The sequence below is a fragment of the Shewanella denitrificans OS217 genome (assembly GCF_000013765.1).
GTDB lineage: Bacteria > Pseudomonadota > Gammaproteobacteria > Enterobacterales > Shewanellaceae > Shewanella > Shewanella denitrificans.
Genome location: NC_007954.1, coordinates 187,136 through 210,195 on the forward strand (window position 1 = coordinate 187,136; position 23,060 = coordinate 210,195).

Annotated in this window: 33 protein-coding genes; all 33 read left to right on the forward strand. The window is 45.9% G+C overall.

Going from position 1 to position 23,060, the window contains the following annotated elements; translation table 11 throughout:
* The first annotated feature begins 68 nt into the window (after positions 1-68).
* The gene (rpoC, locus tag SDEN_RS00890; protein WP_011494630.1) at positions 69-4,301 is read left to right on the forward strand and encodes a DNA-directed RNA polymerase subunit beta'; all 4,233 of its coding nucleotides are present in this window, start codon (positions 69-71) and stop codon (positions 4,299-4,301) included.
* Positions 4,302-4,479: 178 nt separating this feature from the next.
* The gene (gene rpsL, locus SDEN_RS00895; protein WP_011494631.1) at positions 4,480-4,854 is read left to right on the forward strand and encodes a 30S ribosomal protein S12; all 375 of its coding nucleotides are present in this window, start codon (positions 4,480-4,482) and stop codon (positions 4,852-4,854) included.
* Positions 4,855-4,934: 80 nt separating this feature from the next.
* A complete protein-coding gene (gene rpsG, locus SDEN_RS00900) occupies positions 4,935-5,405 on the forward strand; it encodes a 30S ribosomal protein S7 (RefSeq protein WP_011494632.1) in 471 nt (156 codons plus the stop codon).
* A 78-nt stretch (positions 5,406-5,483) separates the two neighbouring features.
* Entirely contained in the window at positions 5,484-7,580 is a 2,097-nt protein-coding gene (gene fusA / locus SDEN_RS00905) for an elongation factor G (protein WP_011494633.1), read from the forward strand.
* A 69-nt stretch (positions 7,581-7,649) separates the two neighbouring features.
* On the forward strand, positions 7,650-8,834 hold the full coding sequence (gene tuf / locus SDEN_RS00910) for an elongation factor Tu (protein ID WP_011494634.1): 1,185 nt from the start codon (positions 7,650-7,652) through the stop codon (positions 8,832-8,834).
* A gap of 339 nt (positions 8,835-9,173) precedes the next feature.
* The gene (rpsJ, locus tag SDEN_RS00915; protein WP_011494635.1) at positions 9,174-9,485 is read left to right on the forward strand and encodes a 30S ribosomal protein S10; all 312 of its coding nucleotides are present in this window, start codon (positions 9,174-9,176) and stop codon (positions 9,483-9,485) included.
* Positions 9,486-9,512: 27 nt separating this feature from the next.
* Positions 9,513-10,151 (forward strand): 50S ribosomal protein L3, encoded by a 639-nt coding sequence (gene rplC, locus SDEN_RS00920; RefSeq protein WP_011494636.1) that lies wholly within the window; start codon positions 9,513-9,515, stop codon positions 10,149-10,151.
* 17 nt (positions 10,152-10,168) lie between these two features.
* On the forward strand, positions 10,169-10,774 hold the full coding sequence (rplD, locus tag SDEN_RS00925; protein ID WP_006083599.1) for a 50S ribosomal protein L4: 606 nt from the start codon (positions 10,169-10,171) through the stop codon (positions 10,772-10,774).
* Positions 10,771-11,073: a 50S ribosomal protein L23 gene (gene rplW / locus SDEN_RS00930; RefSeq protein ID WP_011494637.1), complete on the forward strand. Its 303-nt coding sequence runs from the start codon at positions 10,771-10,773 to the stop codon at positions 11,071-11,073. The genes rplD and rplW overlap by 4 nt, the downstream gene beginning before the upstream one ends.
* Before the next feature lie 16 nt (positions 11,074-11,089).
* Positions 11,090-11,914 (forward strand): 50S ribosomal protein L2, encoded by an 825-nt coding sequence (gene rplB, locus SDEN_RS00935; RefSeq protein WP_011494638.1) that lies wholly within the window; start codon positions 11,090-11,092, stop codon positions 11,912-11,914.
* Between the two features lie 15 nt (positions 11,915-11,929).
* The gene (rpsS, locus tag SDEN_RS00940; protein WP_006083596.1) at positions 11,930-12,208 is read left to right on the forward strand and encodes a 30S ribosomal protein S19; all 279 of its coding nucleotides are present in this window, start codon (positions 11,930-11,932) and stop codon (positions 12,206-12,208) included.
* A gap of 15 nt (positions 12,209-12,223) precedes the next feature.
* The gene (gene rplV / locus SDEN_RS00945) at positions 12,224-12,556 is read left to right on the forward strand and encodes a 50S ribosomal protein L22 (RefSeq protein WP_011494639.1); all 333 of its coding nucleotides are present in this window, start codon (positions 12,224-12,226) and stop codon (positions 12,554-12,556) included.
* A gap of 12 nt (positions 12,557-12,568) precedes the next feature.
* Positions 12,569-13,258 (forward strand): 30S ribosomal protein S3, encoded by a 690-nt coding sequence (gene rpsC / locus SDEN_RS00950; protein WP_011494640.1) that lies wholly within the window; start codon positions 12,569-12,571, stop codon positions 13,256-13,258.
* A gap of 11 nt (positions 13,259-13,269) precedes the next feature.
* The gene (rplP, locus tag SDEN_RS00955; RefSeq protein ID WP_011494641.1) at positions 13,270-13,680 is read left to right on the forward strand and encodes a 50S ribosomal protein L16; all 411 of its coding nucleotides are present in this window, start codon (positions 13,270-13,272) and stop codon (positions 13,678-13,680) included.
* A complete protein-coding gene (gene rpmC / locus SDEN_RS00960) occupies positions 13,680-13,871 on the forward strand; it encodes a 50S ribosomal protein L29 (protein WP_011494642.1) in 192 nt (63 codons plus the stop codon). Before rplP ends, rpmC begins: the two co-directional genes overlap by 1 nt.
* Positions 13,871-14,119, forward strand: coding sequence for a 30S ribosomal protein S17 (gene rpsQ / locus SDEN_RS00965; protein ID WP_011494643.1), 249 nt, complete (start codon positions 13,871-13,873; stop codon positions 14,117-14,119). Before rpmC ends, rpsQ begins: the two co-directional genes overlap by 1 nt.
* 179 nt (positions 14,120-14,298) lie before the next feature.
* On the forward strand, positions 14,299-14,667 hold the full coding sequence (gene rplN / locus SDEN_RS00970) for a 50S ribosomal protein L14 (protein ID WP_011494644.1): 369 nt from the start codon (positions 14,299-14,301) through the stop codon (positions 14,665-14,667).
* Positions 14,668-14,678: 11 nt separating this feature from the next.
* Positions 14,679-14,993, forward strand: a complete 315-nt coding sequence (gene rplX, locus SDEN_RS00975) for a 50S ribosomal protein L24 (protein ID WP_011494645.1) — start codon at positions 14,679-14,681, stop codon at positions 14,991-14,993.
* Between the two features lie 12 nt (positions 14,994-15,005).
* Positions 15,006-15,545 (forward strand): 50S ribosomal protein L5, encoded by a 540-nt coding sequence (rplE, locus tag SDEN_RS00980; protein ID WP_011494646.1) that lies wholly within the window; start codon positions 15,006-15,008, stop codon positions 15,543-15,545.
* A 10-nt stretch (positions 15,546-15,555) separates the two neighbouring features.
* Positions 15,556-15,861: a 30S ribosomal protein S14 gene (rpsN, locus tag SDEN_RS00985; RefSeq protein WP_011494647.1), complete on the forward strand. Its 306-nt coding sequence runs from the start codon at positions 15,556-15,558 to the stop codon at positions 15,859-15,861.
* Between the two features lie 24 nt (positions 15,862-15,885).
* Complete coding sequence (gene rpsH, locus SDEN_RS00990) at positions 15,886-16,278, forward strand: 30S ribosomal protein S8 (protein ID WP_011494648.1); 393 nt, start codon at positions 15,886-15,888, stop codon at positions 16,276-16,278.
* A gap of 11 nt (positions 16,279-16,289) precedes the next feature.
* Entirely contained in the window at positions 16,290-16,823 is a 534-nt protein-coding gene (gene rplF / locus SDEN_RS00995) for a 50S ribosomal protein L6 (RefSeq protein ID WP_011494649.1), read from the forward strand.
* A 10-nt stretch (positions 16,824-16,833) separates the two neighbouring features.
* Entirely contained in the window at positions 16,834-17,184 is a 351-nt protein-coding gene (rplR, locus tag SDEN_RS01000) for a 50S ribosomal protein L18 (RefSeq protein WP_011494650.1), read from the forward strand.
* Positions 17,185-17,195: 11 nt separating this feature from the next.
* Entirely contained in the window at positions 17,196-17,699 is a 504-nt protein-coding gene (rpsE, locus tag SDEN_RS01005; RefSeq protein ID WP_011494651.1) for a 30S ribosomal protein S5, read from the forward strand.
* A gap of 6 nt (positions 17,700-17,705) precedes the next feature.
* A complete protein-coding gene (gene rpmD, locus SDEN_RS01010; RefSeq protein WP_011494652.1) occupies positions 17,706-17,888 on the forward strand; it encodes a 50S ribosomal protein L30 in 183 nt (60 codons plus the stop codon).
* Between the two features lie 4 nt (positions 17,889-17,892).
* Positions 17,893-18,327: a 50S ribosomal protein L15 gene (rplO, locus tag SDEN_RS01015; protein WP_011494653.1), complete on the forward strand. Its 435-nt coding sequence runs from the start codon at positions 17,893-17,895 to the stop codon at positions 18,325-18,327.
* A gap of 7 nt (positions 18,328-18,334) precedes the next feature.
* Positions 18,335-19,675 carry a preprotein translocase subunit SecY gene (gene secY, locus SDEN_RS01020; RefSeq protein ID WP_011494654.1) on the forward strand — a complete coding sequence of 447 codons (1,341 nt, stop codon included), beginning with the start codon at positions 18,335-18,337 and terminating at the stop codon, positions 19,673-19,675.
* Positions 19,676-19,697: 22 nt separating this feature from the next.
* Entirely contained in the window at positions 19,698-19,811 is a 114-nt protein-coding gene (gene rpmJ, locus SDEN_RS20015) for a 50S ribosomal protein L36 (RefSeq protein WP_006083579.1), read from the forward strand.
* A 114-nt stretch (positions 19,812-19,925) separates the two neighbouring features.
* Positions 19,926-20,282, forward strand: coding sequence for a 30S ribosomal protein S13 (gene rpsM, locus SDEN_RS01025; protein ID WP_011494656.1), 357 nt, complete (start codon positions 19,926-19,928; stop codon positions 20,280-20,282).
* Positions 20,283-20,299: 17 nt separating this feature from the next.
* Positions 20,300-20,692 carry a 30S ribosomal protein S11 gene (rpsK, locus tag SDEN_RS01030; protein WP_011494657.1) on the forward strand — a complete coding sequence of 131 codons (393 nt, stop codon included), beginning with the start codon at positions 20,300-20,302 and terminating at the stop codon, positions 20,690-20,692.
* A 31-nt stretch (positions 20,693-20,723) separates the two neighbouring features.
* Positions 20,724-21,344 carry a 30S ribosomal protein S4 gene (gene rpsD, locus SDEN_RS01035; protein ID WP_011494658.1) on the forward strand — a complete coding sequence of 207 codons (621 nt, stop codon included), beginning with the start codon at positions 20,724-20,726 and terminating at the stop codon, positions 21,342-21,344.
* Between the two features lie 24 nt (positions 21,345-21,368).
* Positions 21,369-22,358, forward strand: coding sequence for a DNA-directed RNA polymerase subunit alpha (locus tag SDEN_RS01040; RefSeq protein WP_011494659.1), 990 nt, complete (start codon positions 21,369-21,371; stop codon positions 22,356-22,358).
* 43 nt (positions 22,359-22,401) lie between these two features.
* On the forward strand, positions 22,402-22,797 hold the full coding sequence (gene rplQ / locus SDEN_RS01045; protein ID WP_011494660.1) for a 50S ribosomal protein L17: 396 nt from the start codon (positions 22,402-22,404) through the stop codon (positions 22,795-22,797).
* Positions 22,798-23,060: the final 263 nt, after the last annotated feature.

The window sequence follows — 23,060 nt, forward strand, 5'->3', positions numbered from 1 at the left end:
GCAGTGTTTGGTAACCAAGGGTGCTTTGCCCAGCAAAGCACCTGGTTTAACTCCTTCAGGAGAGAAACGTGAAAGACTTATTAAAGTTTCTTAAACAGCAAAGTAAGACTGAAGAATTTAACGGTATAAAAATCGGTTTGGCTTCGCCAGACTTGATCCGTTCTTGGTCATTTGGTGAAGTTAAAAAGCCAGAAACCATTAACTACCGTACATTCAAGCCAGAACGTGAAGGTTTGTTCTGTGCGCGTATCTTCGGTCCAGTGAAAGATTACGAATGTTTGTGCGGTAAGTACAAGCGTTTGAAGCACCGTGGTGTGATCTGTGAAAAGTGTGGCGTAGAAGTTACCCAGACTAAAGTACGTCGTGAGCGTATGGGTCACATTGATCTTGCAAGCCCAGTTGCCCATATTTGGTTCTTGAAATCACTTCCGTCACGTATCGGCTTAATGCTGGATATGACGTTGCGTGATATTGAACGCGTACTGTATTTCGAATCATTTGTCGTTATCGAGCCTGGCATGACCACGCTTGAGCGCGGCCAAATGCTGACTGAAGAAACGTATCTTGATGCGTTAGAAGAATACGGTGATGAGTTCGAAGCTAAGATGGGTGCCGAAGCAGTGTTAGAATTGCTACGTGCTATCAACTTAGAAGAGCAGATCGAGCAAATGCGTGAAGAGTTGCCGTCAATCAACTCTGAAACCCGTCGCAAGAAGGTCACTAAGCGCCTTAAGCTGATGGAAGCATTCTTCACTTCTGGCAACAAGCCAGAGTGGATGATCTTAAAAGTATTACCGGTTCTGCCACCTGATCTACGTCCATTAGTGCCGTTAGATGGTGGTCGTTTCGCGACGTCAGATCTTAACGATTTGTACCGCCGCGTGATCAACCGTAACAACCGTTTAAAGCGTCTGTTAGATTTAGCTGCGCCTGACATTATCGTACGTAACGAAAAGCGTATGTTACAAGAGTCAGTTGATGCGCTATTGGATAACGGTCGTCGCGGTCGTGCTATTACCGGTTCTAACAAGCGTCCGCTTAAATCTCTTGCCGATATGATCAAGGGTAAGCAAGGTCGTTTCCGTCAGAACTTACTTGGTAAGCGTGTTGACTATTCAGGCCGTTCGGTAATTACCGTAGGTCCAACTTTGCGTCTGCACCAGTGTGGTCTTCCTAAGAAGATGGCACTTGAGCTGTTCAAGCCTTTCATTTATGGCAAGTTAGAAGGTCGTGGCTTAGCTACTACCATCAAAGCGGCTAAGAAAATGGTTGAACGTGAGCAGGCAGAAGTATGGGATGTGCTAGACGAAGTGATTCGTGAACATCCAGTCATGCTTAACCGTGCACCAACACTTCACAGATTAGGTATTCAAGCATTTGAACCTGTGCTGATTGAAGGTAAAGCAATTCAATTGCACCCGTTAGTTTGTGCGGCATACAACGCCGACTTCGACGGTGACCAAATGGCTGTTCACGTACCATTAACGCTTGAAGCTCAGTTAGAAGCTCGCGCGCTGATGATGTCGACTAACAACATTCTGTCACCTGCTAACGGTGAGCCTGTTATTACACCGTCTCAGGACGTTGTACTTGGCTTGTACTACACCAGTCGTGAGCGCATCAATGGCCGCGGAGAAGGCATGGTCTTCGCTGATGTGTCTGAAGTAGAGAAAGCTTATGCCACTGGCGTAGCTGAAATACATGCTCGCGTTAAAGTACGTATTACAGAAACGAGCATAGATGCTGATGGTGAAAAAACTAAAGCAACGCGTATTGTAGATACCACGATTGGTCGTGCTTTACTGTCGCTTATTCTGCCTGAAGGCTTATCTTATGATTTGGTTAACCAGAACATGGGTAAGAAGCAGATTTCTAAATTGCTCAACACTTGTTACCGTCAATTAGGCCTTAAAGATACGGTTATCTTTGCTGACCAATTGATGTATACCGGTTTCCGTTTTGCAACCATTTCAGGTGCCTCTGTGGGTATCGATGACATGGTTATTCCTGACGAGAAATACACCTTAGTTGCCGATGCGGAAGCGGAAGTTCTTGAAATTCAAGAGCAATTCCAGTCTGGTCTAGTAACTGCCGGTGAGCGTTACAACAAGGTTATCGATATCTGGGCAAGCGCTAACGAAAAAGTCTCTAAGGCTATGATGGAAAACCTGTCGGTTGAGACAGTGATTAACCGTGATGGCGTAGAAGAGAAGCAAGCTTCGTTTAACAGCATCTATATGATGGCTGACTCGGGCGCTCGTGGTAGTGCTGCACAGATACGTCAGTTAGCGGGTATGCGTGGTCTGATGGCAAAACCAGATGGTTCTATCATCGAAACCCCAATTACGGCTAACTTCCGTGAAGGTCTAAACGTACTCCAGTACTTTATTTCTACTCACGGTGCACGTAAAGGTCTTGCCGATACCGCATTGAAGACAGCGAACTCGGGTTACCTGACTCGTCGTTTAGTAGACGTGGCTCAAGACTTAGTCGTCATTGAAGATGACTGTGGTGCTGAGCACGGATTAACAATGAAGCCGCTAATTGAAGGTGGTGATGTTGTTGAGCCGTTGCGTGAGCGCGTACTGGGTCGTGTGGTGGCTATTGATGTTATCAAGCCAGGCAGTGAAGAAATTCTTGCTCCACGTAACACTCTGCTCGATGAAGCATGGTGTGACATCTTAGAAGAACACAGTGTTGACGAAGTTATCGTGCGCTCTGTTATCACCTGTGAAACAGACTTTGGTGTGTGTGCTGCTTGTTATGGTCGTGATTTGGCTCGTGGTCATATCATTAACCACGGTGAAGCGATTGGTGTTGTAGCTGCTCAGTCAATTGGTGAGCCAGGTACACAGTTAACCATGCGTACCTTCCACATCGGTGGTGCGGCATCGCGAGCTTCTGCAGAAAACAACGTTCAAGTTAAGAACGCGGGTTCTCTGAAGTTACACAACGCTAAGCATGTTTCTAACATCGACGGCAAACTGGTTATTGTGTCTCGCTCGTCTGAACTTGCCATTATCGATGAGCTAGGTCGTGAGAAAGAGCGTTACAAGGTGCCTTACGGTACTGTGCTTGAGAAATTGGAAGACAGTGAAGTTACAGCAGGCGAAATCATCGCTAACTGGGATCCACATACTCACCCAATTATCTCTGAAGTTGCCGGTAGCGTGAAGTTCGTTGACATGATCGACGGCGTGACCATGACGCGTCAAACTGACGAGTTAACCGGTCTTTCTTCTGTTGTGGTACTAGACGTAGGTGCTCGTACTTCAGCCGGTAAAGAACTGCGTCCTGCTATTCGCTTAGTTGGCGCCGATGGTAATGACTTAATGATCCCTGGTACTGATGTACCGGCTCAGTATTTCTTACCGGGTAACGCGATTGTTGCTAAAGACGATAACGCTAAGATCAACGTTGGTGACGCATTAGCACGTATTCCACAAGAATCGTCTAAAACACGCGATATCACAGGTGGTCTACCACGTGTTGCTGACTTATTTGAAGCGCGTAAGCCGAAAGAGCCTGCAATTCTTGCAGAGATCTCAGGTACTATTTCGTTCGGTAAGGAAACTAAGGGTAAGCGTCGTCTAGTGATCACTCCAGCTGATGGTAGTGAACATTACGAAGAGATGATCCCTAAGTGGCGTAACTTGAACGTGTTCGAAGGTGAAAAAGTTGAACGTGGCGAAGTCATCGCTGACGGTCCAGAAGCGGCACATGACATCTTACGTCTTCGTGGTATCCACAACGTAGCAAACTACATTGTGAACGAAGTACAGGATGTTTACCGTCTACAGGGCGTTAAGATCAACGACAAGCACATCGAAGTTATCATTCGTCAGATGCTACGTAAGTGCTTAATCACCTCAGCAGGGGACACTGAGTTCCTTGAGGGCGAACAAGCAGAAGTCGCGCGGGTTAAGATTGCTAACCGTGAGCTCATCGCTCAAGGTAAAACACCTGCAACCTTCGAACGTGAATTACTCGGTATCACCAAAGCCTCTTTGGCGACTGAATCATTCATCTCTGCAGCATCGTTCCAGGAAACCACTCGCGTGTTAACTGAAGCGGCTGTTGGCGGAAAGAGCGATCAATTACGTGGTCTGAAAGAAAACGTAATCGTGGGTCGTTTGATCCCCGCGGGTACCGGTTATGCTTACCATAAGAAGCGTAACGCGCTTCGTGCTACAGAAGATGCCAAGAAAGCGGCAGCTAAAATAGCACCTGCAGTAACCACTGCCAGCGAAGCTGAGCAGAACCTAGCAGACCTACTAAACTTGGCCGGTGGCGAAGAATAAGTAATCAGTTTGTTATCAAAAGGCGCCTTTGGCGCCTTTTTTATTGGAATTTGCACGAAAAGTTGGCTATTTCTTGACAGTTGGCCCTTACCTTTCTAAAATTCCGCGTCCCACCATTGTGGGATATAGATTTTTCACACCTAATTGTTGAGATTGTTCAACTGATCGGAGCTATTACATGGCAACTGTAAACCAGTTGGTACGTAAGCCACGCGCGCCAAAAGTCGAAAAGACTAATGTGCCAGCGTTGAATGCGTGCCCACAGAAGCGTGGTGTTTGTACTCGTGTGTACACTACTACCCCTAAAAAACCTAACTCTGCACTACGTAAAGTAGCGCGTGTGCGTCTAACTAACGGTTTCGAAGTTACTTCGTATATCGGCGGTGAAGGCCACAACCTGCAGGAACACAGTGTTATCCTAATCCGTGGTGGTCGTGTTAAAGACTTACCAGGTGTGCGTTATCACACAGTTCGTGGCGCACTAGACTGTGCCGGCGTGAATACACGTCGTCAAGGTCGCTCTAAGTACGGTGCTAAGCGTCCTAAGTCTTAACTTGCCCGTTTAAGTAAGGCCAAGCTTGTTTTTGTAAATATTCCAGTTTTGGAAATACCTGAAGCATACGGAGAATTGTTATGCCAAGACGTCGCGTTGTAGGACAACGTAAAATCCTACCAGATCCAAAGTTTCACAGTGAGTTGTTGGCTAAGTTCATCAACGTCATCATGCAGGACGGCAAAAAGTCGACTGCAGAAAAAATTATCTACAAGGCACTAGATGTTGTCGCTGAAAAGAAAAGCGAAGCACATTTATCTATCCTTGAAGCAGCCCTGGACAATGTTCGCCCATCAGTCGAAGTTAAATCTCGTCGCGTTGGTGGTTCTACGTACCAGGTACCATGTGAAGTTCGTCCAGTGCGTCGTAACGCACTAGCGATGCGTTGGTTAGTTGAAGCTGCTCGCAAACGTGGTGAAAAATCTATGGCTCTACGTCTAGCAGGTGAAATGCTAGATGCGTCTGAAAACAAAGGTACTGCTGTTAAGAAGCGTGAAGACGTGCATCGCATGGCTGAAGCTAACAAAGCCTTTGCTCATTACCGCTGGTAATTTGTTGGTGTGGGCCTGGCTCACACCTCTGTTGTTGATATTGCTAAAACTGAGGTTTTAGTTGAGAGGGTATAAATAGTGGCTCGTACAACCCCAATTGAGCGTTATCGTAATATCGGTATTGTCGCTCATGTGGATGCAGGTAAAACTACCACGACAGAACGTGTTCTGTTCTATACCGGCTTGTCTCACAAAATCGGTGAGGTGCACGATGGCGCCGCTACGACGGATTGGATGGTACAGGAGCAAGAACGTGGTATTACTATCACCTCGGCCGCTGTAACGACTTTCTGGCGTGGTATGGATGCTCAGTTCACTGAACACCGAATTAATATCATCGATACCCCAGGTCACGTAGACTTCACGATTGAAGTTGAGCGTTCTCTTCGTGTGTTAGATGGTGCCGTAGTGGTTTTTTGCGGTTCATCTGGCGTAGAGCCTCAATCTGAGACTGTATGGCGTCAAGCTGACAAGTACCGCGTCCCGCGCATGGTATTTGTGAATAAGATGGACCGTGCAGGTGCTAACTTTGACCGTGTCGTTGACCAGATCAGAACTCGCCTAGGCGCAACTTGTGTACCGATTCAAATGAATATAGGTGCAGAAGAAGAGTTTAAGGGCGTGATTGATCTTATTAAGATGAAAGCCATAAACTGGTCTGAAGAAGATCAGGGCATGACCTTCTCTTATGAAGAAATTCCTGCTCATTTGGCGGCTAAGGCTGCTGAAATGCATGAGTATTTAGTGGAAGCTGCTGCTGAAGCCTCTGAAGAATTGATGGATAAATACCTAGAAACAGGTAATCTATCAGAACTTGAGATTAAGCAAGCACTACGTCAGCGCACCATCGATAATGAAATTGTACTCGCCACTTGTGGTTCTGCTTTTAAGAACAAAGGTGTGCAAGCGGTTTTAGATGCTGTAGTCGACTATTTGCCAGCGCCCATCGATGTACCTGCCATTAAAGGTATCGATGAGCACGACGCAGAAGTTGAGCGCCCATCTGATGATAATGCCCCTTTTGCGGCATTAGCATTTAAGATAGCGACTGATCCTTTTGTTGGCACATTAACCTTTATCCGTGTGTATTCCGGCGTACTGCAATCGGGCTCAGGTGTTTACAACTCTGTTAAAGAGAAACGTGAACGTGTTGGTCGTATCGTGCAAATGCATGCTAACGATCGTACCGAGCTAAAAGAAGTACGTGCAGGTGATATCGCTGCGGCTATCGGGCTTAAAGATGTAACAACAGGTGATACTCTTTGCGATAACGATCACAGAGTGATTTTAGAGCGCATGGAGTTTCCTGAACCGGTAATTACCATTGCCGTTGAGCCAAGATCACAGGCCGACCAGGATAAAATGGCAATCGCACTGCAAAAACTTGCAGCTGAAGATCCGTCTTTCCGCGTCGAAACCGATGAAGACTCGGCTCAAACACTGATATCTGGAATGGGTGAATTACACTTAGACATTATCGTTGACCGTATGCGTCGCGAATTTGGTGTCGAGTGTAACGTAGGTAAACCTCAGGTTTCCTATCGCGAAACCATCCGCTCTACGGTTGAAGTAGAAGGTAAGTTCGTACGTCAGTCTGGTGGTCGCGGACAGTTTGGCCATGTATGGTTAAGACTGGAACCACTAGAAGAAGGCGCCGGATACGAGTTTGTCAATGAAGTTGTAGGTGGTGTTATTCCTCGTGAATACATTCCTGCAGTGGACAAAGGTATTCAAGAACAGATGAAGAATGGCGTTTTAGCCAGCTTCCCTGTCCTTGACGTGAAAGTGACGTTGTTTGATGGTTCATATCATGATGTGGACTCAAACGAAATGGCTTTCAAAATTGCAGGTTCTATGGGCTTTAAAAAAGGGGCGCTACTAGCGAATCCTTCCTTGCTCGAACCTTGCATGAAAGTAGAAGTGACTACTCCTGCAGACTACATGGGTGACGTGGTTGGTGATTTAAATCGTCGCCGTGGTCTAATTGATGGTATGGATGATGGCATCGGTGGTGTTAAACTCATCCATGCAGTAGTGCCTCTAGCTGAAATGTTTGGTTATGCGACTGATTTGCGTTCTGCTACTCAGGGACGTGCTTCATACTCTATGGAGTTTTTGAAGTACTCTGATGCACCGCAAAACATAGCAAAAGCTATTATTGAGTCTCGTAGCTAATTTATAGTTACGAAATAATGTTATATAGTTCGAAGAGTTCGAACACTTCTGAAAAGAAAGGAATATATCGTGGCAAAAGCTAAATTTGAACGTAAAAAGCCTCACGTAAACGTAGGCACAATTGGTCACGTTGACCATGGTAAAACAACTCTTACTGCTGCTATCTCTGCTGTATTGTCTAAGACATACGGCGGCGAAGTGCGTAACTTTGCTCAAATCGATAACGCTCCTGAAGAGCGTGAGCGCGGTATTACTATTAATACTTCTCACATCGAATATGACACGCCATCACGTCACTACGCTCACGTAGATTGTCCAGGTCACGCGGATTATGTTAAAAACATGATCACTGGTGCTGCACAGATGGACGGCGCAATCCTAGTAGTTGCTGCGACTGATGGCCCAATGCCACAGACTCGTGAGCACATCCTACTTTCTCGTCAAGTAGGTGTTCCTTTCATCATCGTATTCATGAACAAGTGTGACATGGTTGATGACGAAGAATTACTAGAATTAGTAGAAATGGAAGTTCGTGAACTTCTTTCTGAATACGATTTCCCAGGTGATGACTTACCAGTTATCCAAGGTTCTGCTCTTAAGGCGCTTGAAGGCCAGCCAGAGTGGGAAGCTAAGATCCTTGAGCTTGCAGAAGCTTTAGATACTTACATTCCTGAGCCAGAGCGTGACATCGATAAGCCGTTCCTACTTCCAATCGAAGACGTATTCTCGATCTCTGGTCGTGGTACTGTTGTGACTGGTCGTGTTGAGCGTGGTATCGTTCGCGTTGGTGACGAAGTTGAAATCGTAGGCGTTAAAGCAACGACTAAGACAACTTGTACTGGTGTTGAAATGTTCCGTAAACTGCTTGACGAAGGTCGTGCAGGCGAGAACTGTGGTGTGTTATTACGTGGTACTAAGCGTGATGACGTAGAACGTGGCCAAGTATTAGCGAAGCCTGCTTCTATCAACCCACATACTACTTTCGAATCAGAAGTATACGTGTTGTCAAAAGAAGAAGGCGGACGTCACACTCCATTCTTCAAAGGCTACCGTCCACAGTTCTACTTCCGTACTACGGACGTAACTGGTACTATCGAATTGCCAGAAGGTGTAGAAATGGTTATGCCTGGTGACAACATCAAGATGGTTGTTACTCTAATTTACCCAATCGCGATGGACGACGGTTTACGTTTCGCTATCCGTGAAGGTGGCCGTACTGTTGGTGCAGGTGTTGTTGCTAAAATCATCGCTTAATTGCTGATTTTATAACACACATAAAAAAAGGAAGCTTCGGCTTCCTTTTTTGTTTTATGGCTAGCTTTATACAATAAAAGCTGTAAAATGCCGCGCTATTAAGACGTATCAAATCTGTAAGCAGAATTTTTACTCAATGGGCTTGATCTGGCAATAAAGATCTGTATAATTGCCCACTCGCTGACTCGTGCAGCGTTAATATGTTGAAGCCTTAGGGCTAAACATTATCATAGTGACTCCGATTGGGAGTCAAACGGTTAAATCATCTCGCTCTGCTTTTCCTTAGGGAAAATCGCTAGAGGGTGATTTTTTATATGTCCATTTTAGGAGCTCTGGTCAATGCAGAACCAAAGAATCCGTATCCGCTTGAAAGGCTTTGATCATCGTTTGATTGATCAGTCTACAGCGGAAATCGTTGAAACTGCTAAGCGTACAGGCGCGCAGGTCCGTGGTCCAATTCCACTACCTACTCGCAAAGAGCGTTTTACCGTTTTGATCTCTCCGCACGTTAATAAAGATGCTCGTGATCAGTACGAAATCCGTACTCACAAGCGTTTAGTTGACATCGTAGAGCCAACAGAAAAGACAGTAGATGCGTTAATGCGTCTCGATCTTGCGGCTGGTGTCGACGTTCAGATTAGCTTAGGTTAATTGAGATCCTTAGAAGAGGTTTGAGAGATGGCTATCGGTCTTATCGGTCGTAAAGTGGGTATGACTCGCATCTTCACTGAAGATGGTGTGTCGATCCCAGTAACAGTAATTGAAGTTGCTGGCAACCGTGTTACTCAAGTGAAAACTTTAGAAACTGACGGTTACCGTGCACTTCAAGTGACTACTGGTACCAAAAAAGCCAATCGCATCACTAAAGCTGAAGCAGGTCACTTTGCCAAGGGCGGCGTAGAAGCCGGTCGTGGTTTGTGGGAAATGCGTTTGGCAGATGGTGAAGGCGAAGGCATTGAAGTAGGTGCTGAGCTTAATGTTGATATTTTCGCAGAAACTGTGAAAGTAGACGTTACCGGTCAATCAAAAGGTAAGGGTTTCCAAGGCGGCGTTAAGCGTTGGAACTTCCGTACTCAAGATATGACTCACGGTAACTCTTTGGCACACCGTTCGAATGGTTCTATCGGTCAGAACCAAACGCCTGGTCGTGTATTCAAAGGCAAGAAAATGTCAGGCCATATGGGTGCTGAGCAAGTAACAACTCAAAATCTGCACGTAGTACGTGTTGATTCAGAGCGTAACTTGATTCTAGTACGCGGCGCAGTTCCAGGCGCTACCAATGGTGACTTGATTATCAAGCCAGCAGTTAAAGCTTAAGGTCTGAGGAGATAGTAATGGAATTGGTATTGAAAGACGCGCAGAGCGCTCTTGAAGTTTCCGAAACTACCTTCGGCCGTGACTTTAACGAGGCACTGGTTCATCAGGTAGTTGTAGCTTACGCTGCAAACGCGCGTCAGGGCACTCGTGCTCAAAAGACTCGTGCGGAAGTAACTGGCTCTGGCAAAAAGCCATGGCGCCAGAAAGGCACAGGCCGCGCTCGTGCCGGTAGTGTTAAAGGCCCAATCTGGCGTGGCGGTGGCGTAACATTCGCTGCTAAAACACAAGATCACAGCCAAAAAGTTAACAAGAAGATGTACCGCGGTGCTCTTAAGAGCATTCTGTCTGAATTGGTACGTCAAGAGCGTTTAGTTGTTGTTGAATCGTTCGGTGTTGAAGCTCCTAAAACTAAAGAGCTGAAAGCTAAACTGAAAGCAATGAACTTAGAAGACGTTCTAATTGTTACTGCTGAAGTTGATGAGAACTTATTCTTAGCAGCTCGCAACTTATACAAGGTTGACGTTCGTGACGTAGCGGGTCTAGACCCAGTAAGTCTAATTGCGTTCAACACTGTTCTTGTTACTGCTGATGCAGTGAAGCAAATCGAGGAGATGCTAGCATGATCCGCGAAGAACGTTTGCTAAAAGTTATTCTAGCTCCGCACATCTCTGAAAAGAGCACTGTGGTTGCTGAGAAGACAAACACTGTTGTTTTCCGCGTAGCAATCGATGCGACTAAAGCAGAGATTAAAGCTGCTGTTGCGAAGCTATTTGAAGTTGAAGTAGATTCAGTTCGCACTCTAGTAAACAAAGGCAAAACTAAGCGTACCGGTGGCCGTGTAGGTCGTCGTAGCGATTGGAAAAAAGCTTATGTTACTTTAGCTGCTGGTGCTGACATCGATTTCGTCGGCGGCGCTGAGTAAGCAAAGGAGAATTATCATGGCAGTTATTAAGTGTAAGCCAACCTCTCCAGGTCGTCGCCACGTAGTTAAAGTGGTGAATACAGACTTGCATAAGGGTAAACCTTTTGCAGCGCTGTTGGCGAAAAAATCTAAAAGTGGTGGCCGTAACAATACTGGCCGTATCACTGTCCGTCACGTTGGTGGTGGTCACAAGCAGCATTACCGTCTAATTGACTTCAAACGCAATAAAGATGGTATTCCTGCAAAAGTTGAACGTATTGAATATGATCCAAACCGTACAGCGCACATCGCGTTAGTACTGTACGCCGATGGTGAGCGTCGCTATATTCTTGCTGCTAAAGGCATGAAGTCAGGCGATCCAATCCAATCAGGCGTTGGTTCAGAAATCAAGACTGGCAACTCTATGCCTCTGCGCAACATCCCTGTGGGATCTGTTGTTCACGCTGTCGAAATGAAGCCTGGTAAAGGTGCTCAAATCGCGCGTTCTGCAGGTGCATACGTGCAAGTTATTGCTCGTGATGGCGCATATGCAACTCTACGTCTTCGCTCTGGCGAAATGCGTAAAGTTCCAGTTGATTGCCGCGCGACATTTGGTGAAGTTGGTAATGCCGAGCACATGCTACGCCAGTTAGGCAAAGCAGGTGCCAAGCGCTGGAGAGGCGTACGCCCTACAGTTCGTGGTGTTGCAATGAACCCGGTAGATCACCCACACGGTGGTGGTGAAGGTCGTACTTCTGGTGGACGTCATCCAGTGAGTCCATGGGGTGTGCCAACTAAGGGTTATAAAACTCGTAGTAACAAGCGCACTGACAAGTACATTGTACGTCGTCGTAATAAATAAGTAAGAGGATTCGCCATGCCACGTTCTCTCAAGAAAGGTCCCTTCATTGACCTGCACTTGCTGAAGAAGGTAGAGAAAGCGATGGAAGCGGGAGATAAAAAGCCAATTAAAACTTGGTCTCGCCGCTCAATGATCATCCCTAATATGATTGGGTTGACCATCGCTGTCCATAATGGTCGTCAGCACGTACCTGTGTTCGTAACTGACGAAATGATCGGTCACAAGCTTGGTGAATTTTCACCAACTCGCACTTATCGCGGCCATGCTGCAGATAAGAAAGCGAAGAAGCGTTAATACGGGAGGAATAAGATGGAAGTTTTAGCTAAACATCGTTTTGCTCGTACGTCTGCGCAGAAGGCCCGTCTAGTTGCTGATCAGATCCGCGGATTGCCTGTTTCTAAGGCCCTCGAGATTTTGACCTTCAGCCCAAAGAAAGCCGCCGTACTAGTTAAAAAAGTACTTGACTCAGCTATCGCAAACGCCGAACACAACGAAGGTGCGGATATTGATGAACTCAGAGTTGGAGCCGTCTTCGTAGATGAAGGCCCAACAATGAAGCGTATCATGCCACGTGCTAAAGGCCGCGCTGATCGTATCATGAAGCGTACCAGTCACATCACTGTGGTTGTAGCAGATCGCTAGGAGAAGAGAGCAATGGGACAGAAAGTACATCCTAATGGTATCCGTCTGGGTATCACCAAGCCTTGGATCTCGACCTGGTACGCCGATAAATCAGATTATGCAAATAATCTGAACAGCGACTGGGAAGTGCGTCAATATTTAACTGAAAAGTTAAAAGCCGCATCGGTATCTAAGATTGTTATCGAACGTCCAGCGAAAAGCATCCGCGTTACGATTCACACTGCCCGTCCAGGCGTTGTGATTGGTAAGAAAGGTGAAGACGTTGAAGTATTACGTGCTCAAGTGGCTAAAATCACTGGCACTACTGCTCAAATCAACATCGCTGAGATCCGTAAGCCTGAATTAGACGCTAAGCTCGTTGCTGACTCTATTGCTCAGCAGTTAGAGCGTCGTGTTATGTTCCGTCGCGCTATGAAGCGTGCAGTACAGAACGCAATGCGCATTGGTGCTCAAGGTATCAAAGTTGAAGTTAGCGGCCGTTTAGGTGGTGCTGAAATCGCGCGTTCTGAGTGGTATCGTGAAGGTCGTGTACCTTTGCATACTCTACGTGCTGATATCGACTATTCGACTTCTGAAAGTCACACGCAATACGGTGTGATTGGTGTTAAAGTTTGGATCTTCAAAGGTGAAGTTCTAGACGGTTTAGTACCACAGATCGAAGAGCCTAAGCAGCAACCTAAGCGTAAGCCTCGTGCTAAATAGGAGAAACTTTAATGCTGCAACCTAAACGTATGAAGTTTCGCAAGATGTTCAAGGGCCGCAACCGTGGTCTAGCGAACGGTACTGAAGTTAGCTTTGGTACTTTCGGTTTGAAAGCAGTCGGCCGTGGCCGTTTAACTGCACGTCAAATCGAATCTGCACGTCGTGCCATGACACGTCACGTAAAGCGTCAAGGACAAATTTGGATTCGAGTTTTCCCTGACAAGCCAATTACCTCTAAGCCTCTTGAAGTGCGTATGGGTAAAGGTAAAGGTAACGTTGAATACTGGGTATGTCAGATTCAACCTGGTAAGGTTCTTTATGAGATGGATGGTGTTCCTGAGTCGTTGGCTCGTGAAGCCTTCGCTTTGGCTTCTGCCAAACTTCCTATTAAGACTACCTTCGTAACTAAGACGGTGATGTAATGAAAGCGAGCGAACTAAGAGAAAAGAGTGTTGAAGAACTTAACACTGAATTACTTGGTCTGCTGCGTGAGCAGTTTAACCTGCGTATGCAACACGCTACTGGTCAATTGACTCAAACGAATCAGTTGAAATTAGTGCGTCGTAACATTGCACGTGTTAAGACCATTATTACTTCTAAGGCAGGTGCGTAATGTCTGATAAAATCCGTACTTTGCAAGGTCGAGTAACGAGTAACAAAATGGACAAGTCCATTACTGTTGCTATCGAACGCCAAGTGAAACACCCACTTTATGGGAAATACATTAAGCGTACGACTAAGATCCATGCACATGACGAAACAAATCAGTGTAACGAAGGCGACGTAGTGACTATTAGTCAGTGCCGTCCTCTTTCTAAGACTAAGTCTTGGGCCCTGGTTGAAGTAGTAACTAAAGCCTAATTTTATTAGGTTTATCGTGAACGGCTCCAGTAACTGGAGCCGTTTGTTTTATTTTGCTATGCATTCAAAATATGTGGTGTTATACTTGCGCGCCCAAATCGACTAAAACCTAGTCTTTTCGGGTCTAAAATATACTCCCATAGTGGGAATTGTATAGTAACGATAGCGGAGCACTTTAAATGATCCAGATGCAATCGACTCTAGACGTCGCATGTAATAGTGGCGCTCGTAGAGTTCAGTGTATTAAGGTCTTGGGTGGCTCTCATCGTCGTTATGCCGGCATCGGCGACATCATCAAAGTTTCTGTAAAAGAAGCGATTCCTCGCGCTAAAGCGAAGAAAGGCGATGTATATAACGCGGTGGTAGTCCGTACTAAGAAAGGCGTACGTCGTCCAGACGGTTCTGTCATTCGCTTCGATCGGAATGCAGCGGTATTGCTTAACGCGAACCTTGCACCGATTGGTACTCGTATCTTTGGACCAGTGACACGTGAATTGCGTACTGAGCAATTCATGAAGATTGTGTCATTGGCACCAGAAGTACTGTAAGGAGCTTCAAAATGGCAGCAAAAATACGTCGTGAAGACGAAATAATTGTACTAGCAGGTAAAGACAAGGGTAAACGCGCAAAAGTTTCTCAAGTCCTACCAACTGGTAAATTAATTGTTGAAGGCATCAATCTAGTTAAAAAGCACCAGAAGCCAAACCCACAATTGGGCGTGACTGGCGGCGTTATCGAGAAAGAAGCACCGATACAAACATCAAACGTAGCGATCTTTAACCAAGCCACAGGCAAGGCAGATCGTGTTGGTTTCCGATTCGAAGACGGCAAAAAAGTCCGTTTCTTTAAATCGAATAGTGAACTCATTAAGTAATTGGAGTAAACGATGGCGAAACTGCATGATAAATATCAAGAGACTGTCGTCGCTGAACTAGCAAAAAAGTTCGGCTATAGCAGTGTCATGCAAGTCCCTCGGATTGAAAAAATCACCCTGAACATGGGTGTGGGCGAAGCAGTAGCAGACAAGAAAGTTATGGAGCACGCGCTCCGTGATATGACTGCAATTGCTGGCCAAAAGCCAATTGTAACTGTTGCTCGCAAATCAGTTGCTGGTTTTAAAATCCGTGAAGGCTACCCTATTGGCTGTAAAGTGACCCTGCGCGGTGAGCGTATGTGGGAATTTTTAGAGCGTCTAGTTGACATAGCAATCCCACGTATTCGTGACTTCCGTGGCTTAAGCGCTAAAGCGTTTGACGGCCGTGGTAACTACGCAATGGGCGTGCGTGAGCAGATCATCTTCCCAGAAATCGATTACGATAAAATCGATAAAATTCGCGGTATGGATATTGTTATCACTACCTCTGCGAAGACTGATGAAGAAGGTCATGCCTTGTTGACCGCTTTTAACTTCCCATTCAAGAAATAAGGGTAGCATAATGGCAAAAACATCAATGAAAGCACGTGAAGCAAAACGTGCACAGCTCGTGACTAAGTACGCTGAAAAGCGTCTAGCACTTAAAGCTATCATCAGCGCACCAGCAACTTCTGAAGAAGATCGTTGGGATGCTGTGCTTAAGTTGCAAGCATTACCACGTGATTCTAGCCTTTCGCGCAAGCGTAATCGCTGTAGTCAAACTGGTCGCCCACATGGTTTCCTACGTAAATTCGGCTTAAGCCGTATTAAATTACGTGAAGCTACCATGCGTGGTGAAGTTCCTGGCCTACGTAAGGCCAGCTGGTAAGCACTTGTCACGGAGTAAGCTAATATGAGCATGCAAGATCCTATTGCGGATATGTTAACCCGTATTCGTAACGGCCAAGCTGCTAACCACGTATCTGTAAAGATGCCTTCAGCAAAGTTAAAAGTAGCAATCGCGAAATTACTTCAAGATGAAGGTTTTATTACTGGATACGCCGTAGCAGATGAAGCTAAGCCTGAATTAGAAATCACTTTAAAGTATTTCCAAGGCAAACCAGTCGTTGAGACTATCCAGCGCGTAAGTCGCCCAGGTCTTCGTATTTACAAAGGTAAAGACGAACTTCCTAAGGTGATGGGCGGTCTGGGTATCGCAATTGTGTCCACTTCTCAAGGCTTGATGACTGATCGTGCCGCCCGCCAAAATGGCACGGGTGGCGAGGTTATCTGCTACGTAGCGTAAAGGAGCTAGATATGTCTCGTGTTGCAAAAGCACCAGTCACTATTCCTGCAGGCGTAGAGGTGACTTTAAACGAACAGACACTTACCGTCAAAGGCAGTAAGGGTAGTCTGACTCGAGTAATCAACAGTGCGGTAAATGTTGTTATCGAAGATGCACAAGTTAAGTTTCTTCCTGTCGAAGGCGTCGATGGCGCTTGGGCACAGGCTGGTACTGCACGTGCACTAGTAAACAACATGGTTGTTGGTGTTTCACAAGGTTTTGTGAAGAAACTGAAATTAGTAGGTGTTGGTTACCGTGCGAAAATCGCTGGTAGTGACTTAGACCTAACATTAGGTTTCTCACATCCGTTGGTACACAAACTCCCCGCTGGCGTCACTGCAGAGTGTCCTAGCCAAACTGAAATCGTGCTTTCGGGCGTTGATAAACAGTTAATTGGTCAGGTTGCTGCTGAGATTCGCGGATATCGTCCACCAGAGCCGTACAAAGGCAAAGGTGTTCGCTATGACGACGAAGTAGTACGCCGTAAAGAGGCTAAGAAGAAGTAGGTAACGCGATATGGATAAGAAAACATCTCGCTTACGTCGCGCTTTACGTGCACGTAAGAAGATCCAAGAGCTAGGCGTGAACCGTCTGGTTGTACATCGTACACCGCGTCACATTTATGCTCAGGTGATCAGTCCTGAAGCTCAGGTGTTGGCAGCTGCTTCAACCGTTGAAAAAACGGTTAAAGAGCTACTAAAGAGTACCGGTAACGTAGATGCGGCAAAAGCAGTAGGTAAAATTGTTGCTGAGCGTGCGATCGAGAAGGGCGTAGCAATAGTTGCGTTCGACCGTTCTGGTTTCAAGTATCACGGACGTGTGGCTGCATTAGCAGACGCTGCTCGTGAAGCTGGCCTGAAGTTCTAAGGGGTTATAAAATGGCTAAATTAGAAGCTCAGCAAAAAGACGATCTGCAAGAGAAATTGATTGCAGTTAATCGTGTTTCTAAAGTAGTTAAAGGCGGTCGTATCTTTAGCTTCACTGCACTAACAGTAGTGGGTGACGGTAACGGTAAGATCGGCTATGGCTATGGTAAAGCGCGTGAAGTTCCAGCTGCTATTCAAAAAGCAATGGAAAAAGCCCGTCGTAATATGGTAACAGTGGAGTTGAATGCAGGTACTTTGCATCACCCAGTTAAAGGTCGCCATACTGGTTCTAAAGTTTATATGCAACCAGCATCACAGGGTACCGGTATTATTGCCGGTGGCGCAATGCGTGCCGTATTGGAAGTAGCAGGCGTTCATAACGTTCTGTCAAAAGCATACGGTTCTACTAACCCGATCAACATCGTTCGCGCTACTGTCGATGCGTTGGTGCACATGAAGTCACCAGCTCAAATCGCAGCCAAGCGTGGCCTGAATGTTGATGAAATTCGGGGGTAATGCATAATGGCTACTAAAACTTTAAAAGTTACACAGACTAAAAGCGGCATTGGTCGTTTACCAAAGCACCGTGCAACCTTAACCGGTTTAGGTCTACGTCGTATTGGTCACACTGTTGAATTAGAAGATACTCCTTCTGTTCGCGGTATGATCAATAAGGTTTACTACATGGTTTCGGTGGAGGGATAAGATAATGCGTCTAAATACTCTATCTCCAGCAGCAGGTTCTAAATCTGCTCCTAAGCGTGTAGGCCGTGGTATTGGTTCAGGTTTAGGTAAGACAGCGGGTCGTGGCCATAAAGGTCAGAAGTCTCGCAGCGGCGGCGGCGTTCGCGTCGGTTTCGAAGGTGGTCAAATGCCACTTAAGATCCGTCTACCTAAGTTTGGCTTTACCTCGCGTCGTGCTTTGGTAACTGCTGAAGTTCGTTTACTCGAACTAGCAAAAGTTAACGGTGATGTTATCGACTTAAACACGCTGAAAGATGCGAACGTTCTTACTCGCAACATCCAGTTTGCGAAAATCGTTCTTTCAGGTACCATTGAGCGCCCTGTGACTGTAAAAGGTCTGAAGGTAACCAAAGGTGCACGTGCAGCTATTGAAGCTGCCGGCGGTAAGATCGAGGAATAATACGTCGATGGCAAAACCAGGACTTGATTTAAAAAGCGCGAAAGGCGGTTTATCTGAACTGAAAACACGTCTCCTGTTCGTGATTGGCGCAATTATCGTCTTTAGAGCCGGTTCGTTTGTGCCAATTCCTGGTATTGACGCAGCTGTATTAGCAGAGCTATTTGCTCAGCAAAAAGATACCATCCTGGGCATGTTTAACATGTTCTCGGGTGGTGCTTTAGAGCGTGCCTCTATCTTTGCATTAGGTATCATGCCGTATATTTCGGCATCGATTATCATGCAATTATTGACTGTCGTGCATCCTGCACTCGCTGAATTGAAAAAAGAAGGCGAATCAGGACGTAAGAAAATCAGTCAGTACACGAGATATGGAACGCTCGTGCTGGGTACTCTCCAGTCGATCGGTATTGCAACAGGTTTACCTAATCTTATGCCAGGCCTTGTGGCCAACGCAGGATTCGGATTTTACTTTGTCGCAGTTGTCAGCTTAGTCACAGGAACTATGTTCCTAATGTGGTTAGGTGAGCAAATTACCGAACGTGGTATAGGTAACGGTATCTCGATATTAATTTTCGCAGGTATTGTTGCTGGATTACCATCTGCTATCGGCTCAACAGCCGAGCAGGCGCGTCAAGGTGACTTGAATGTACTCGTATTATTGCTACTTGCGGTAATCGTATTCGCCGTCACTTATTTGGTAGTGTTTGTTGAGCGTGGTCAGCGTCGTATCGTCGTTAACTATGCTAAACGTCAGCAAGGCCGCAAGGTGTTCGCTGCACAAAGTACACATTTACCTTTGAAAGTGAATATGGCTGGTGTGATTCCACCAATATTTGCGTCCAGCATTATTTTGTTCCCAGGCACACTGGCTCAGTGGTTTGGTGCAAATGAGTCCATGTCATGGTTAAGCGATTTCGCTTTGGCTGTGTCACCAGGACAACCGCTGTACTCATTATTGTATGCGACAGCAATTATTTTCTTCTGTTTCTTCTACACTGCGTTGGTGTTTAACCCACGTGAGACAGCTGATAACTTGAAGAAGAGTGGTGCGTTCATTCCCGGGATTCGTCCTGGAGAACAGACTTCGCGTTACATTGATAAAGTGATGACTCGCCTGACATTGGCAGGTGCGTTATACATTACCTTTATCTGCTTAATTCCGGAGTTCATGTTAATTGCGTGGAAAGTACAGTTCTATTTTGGCGGTACTTCGCTACTAATTATAGTAGTCGTGATCATGGACTTCATGGCTCAGGTTCAGACCCATATGATGTCACATCAGTATGAGTCTGTGATGAAGAAAGCAAACTTAGTGAACAAAGCGAATTTAGATCGCTTTGGTCGATAAGTTAGCTTTACGGAGTGATGAAATGAAAGTTCGAGCTTCCGTGAAGAAGATCTGCCGTAATTGCAAGATCGTCAAGCGTAGTGGTGTTGTACGCGTTATCTGTGTTGAACCAAAACACAAACAGCGTCAAGGCTAAAAAAAACTTTGACCAGCTCAAATTTGGGCTGGTCAAATATTGTTTGCAAATTTGTCATCTGTCGAGTATCCTTTCGGGCTTTTCCCAGATGACCTTTAACTTAAGGAGTGCATAGTGGCCCGTATCGCTGGCATTAACATTCCTGATCAAAAGCATACAGTCATTGCATTGACTGCTATCTTCGGTATCGGCCGTACACGTGCAAGAGCAATCTGCGCGTCTACAGCTATCGCTGAAACTGCTAAGATCAAGGAATTGAGCGAAGCTCAAATAGATATCCTACGCGAAGAAGTCGCCAAATACTCTGTAGAGGGTGACTTACGTCGTGAGATTTCAATGAACATCAAGCGTCTTATGGATCTTGGTTGTTATCGTGGTCTCCGCCATCGTCGTAGCCTGCCTCTCCGTGGGCAACGTACTAAGACCAATGCGCGTACGCGTAAAGGTCCACGTAAACCAATCAGAAAGTAACGGGAAGGTAAACCAAAATGGCTAAAGTTCCGTCACGTTCTCCGCGTAAGCGCGTACGTAAACAGGTTGCAGATGGCATGGCTCATATCCATGCGTCTTTCAACAACACTATTGTCACCATTACAGATCGTCAAGGTAATGCGTTGTCATGGGCTACCTCTGGTGGTTCAGGTTTCCGTGGTTCACGTAAATCTACCCCATTTGCTGCGCAGGTTGCTGCGGAGCGTGCAGGTATTGCTGCTCAAGATTACGGTTTAAAGAACCTTGAAGTTTTCGTGAAGGGACCAGGTCCAGGTCGTGAGTCAGCCATTCGTGCGCTGAACGCTGTTGGTTATAAAATTACCAACATTACCGATGTGACGCCTATCCCTCATAATGGCTGTCGTCCACCTAAAAAGCGTCGTGTATAACGTCGTTTCATAGGATAGTTGGAGAAAGATCATGGCAAGATACTTGGGTCCCAAGCTCAAGCTCAGCCGCAGAGAAGGTACAGACCTTTTCCTAAAAAGCGGTGTGAGAGCAATCGATTCGAAGTGTAAGCTGGAAACTGCACCTGGACAACATGGCGCACGTAAGCCACGTTTGTCTGAGTATGGTACTCAGTTACGCGAGAAACAAAAAGTTCGTCGTATTTATGGTGTGCTTGAAAAGCAATTCCGTAACTACTACAAAGAAGCTGCACGCCTAAAAGGCAATACAGGTGAAAACTTGTTGCAACTTTTAGAAACACGCCTAGATAACGTTGTTTATCGTATGGGCTTTGGTGCGACTCGTGCAGAATCACGTCAGCTAGTTAGCCACAAAACTGTGTTGGTTAACGGCCGTGTTGTTAACATACCGTCGTTCAAAGTGTCTGCGAATGATGTTGTAAGCATCCGCGAAAAGTCACGCACTCAAGCACGTATTAAAGCGTCTTTAGAAGTGGCAGCTCAACGCGAGAAGCCTACATGGGTTGAAGTAGATAACACTAAGATGGAAGGTGCTTTCAAGCGTCTACCAGAACGTAGTGATTTGTCTGCGGATATTAACGAACAGCTGATCGTCGAGCTTTACTCTAAGTAAGGCTAACAAACAAGAGAGGACACAATGCAGGGTTCTGTTACAGAATTTCTTAAACCGCGACTCGTCGACATTGAGCAGGTTAACCCAACACGCGCCAAAGTTACACTAGAGCCACTCGAACGTGGTTTTGGCCATACCTTAGGTAACGCGTTGCGTCGCATCCTATTGTCGTCTATGCCAGGCTGCGCAGTTACAGAAGTCGAAATCGACGGTGTGCTGCACGAATACAGCAGCAAGGAAGGCGTGCAAGAAGATATCCTTGAGATATTGCTCAATCTTAAAGGTTTAGCAGTAACAATCGAGGGTAAAGACGAGGCTATGCTTACGTTAAGCAAGTCCGGCACAGGCCCTGTTACTGCCGCAGACATCACACATGATGGCGATGTTACCATCATGAATCCTGATCATGTTATCTGTCATTTAACAGGTAACAATGATATCAGCATGCGTATCCGCGTTGAGCGTGGTCGCGGTTATGTGCCAGCATCTGCTCGTGCACAGACCGAAGACGATGATCGCCCAATCGGCCGCTTGTTGGTTGATGCTTCTTTCTCACCCGTTGCTCGCATTGCATACAATGTTGAAGCGGCTCGTGTTGAACAGCGCACTGACTTAGACAAACTCGTTATCGATATGACCACAAACGGTACTATCGATCCTGAGGAAGCAATACGTCGTTCTGCAACAATTTTAGCTGAACAGCTAGATGCGTTTGTTGAATTACGTGATGTGACTGAGCCAGAGCAGAAAGAAGAGAAACCGGAGTTTGATCCGATTCTGCTGCGTCCTGTCGACGATTTAGAGCTAACTGTACGTTCAGCCAACTGCTTGAAGGCTGAAGCGATTCATTACATCGGAGATCTTGTACAACGAACTGAAGTGGAATTGCTTAAAACTCCTAACCTAGGTAAGAAGTCTCTTACTGAAATCAAGGATGTTCTAGCGTCTCGCGGACTTTCATTAGGTATGCGTCTTGAAAACTGGCCTCCAGCTAGTTTAGTAGACGACCTATAAGTCTCAGTTTTGTACAGATTTTTTGGTTATAAGGATTTAGGTCATGCGCCATCGTAAGAGTGGTCGTCAACTAAACCGCAACAGCAGTCATCGCCAAGCTATGTTCCGTAACATGGCTTGCTCAATAGTTCGTCATGAGATTATCAAGACAACTGTAGCTAAAGCGAAAGAACTGCGCCGCGTAGTTGAACCTCTAATAACACTTGCTAAAGTAGACAGCGTTGCAAATCGCCGTTTAGCTTTCGCTCGTACTCGCGACGCTGAAGTCGTAGGTAAGTTATTTACAGAATTGGGTCCACGCTTCCAGGAACGTCCTGGTGGTTACACTCGTATTCTAAAGTGCGGTTTACGCGCCGGTGATAAAGCCCCAATGGCTTACATCGAGCTAGTAGGTCGTCCTGAAGCTGCTGAAGCTGTTGATGTTGAAGCTGCTGAGTAATTAATTTTACAAAGTTTAAAAAACCGAGCTTAGGCTCGGTTTTTTTATGCCTAAAATTTGAGGCTGAAAATTTAAAATCCACTCGAGTATTTCAAAAACATTGCAGTAACAACCTGCATTTTAAAATCTGATTTTAATTTCATTGCGTGTCAAAGGCTGTATTAGTGGACCTTAACTGGAATTAGGCATCATGCATGATAATCACGTATTAGTTGATGACATAGGGTGTATTTTCGCACTAACAAGCGTAGTGCTATTAGCAC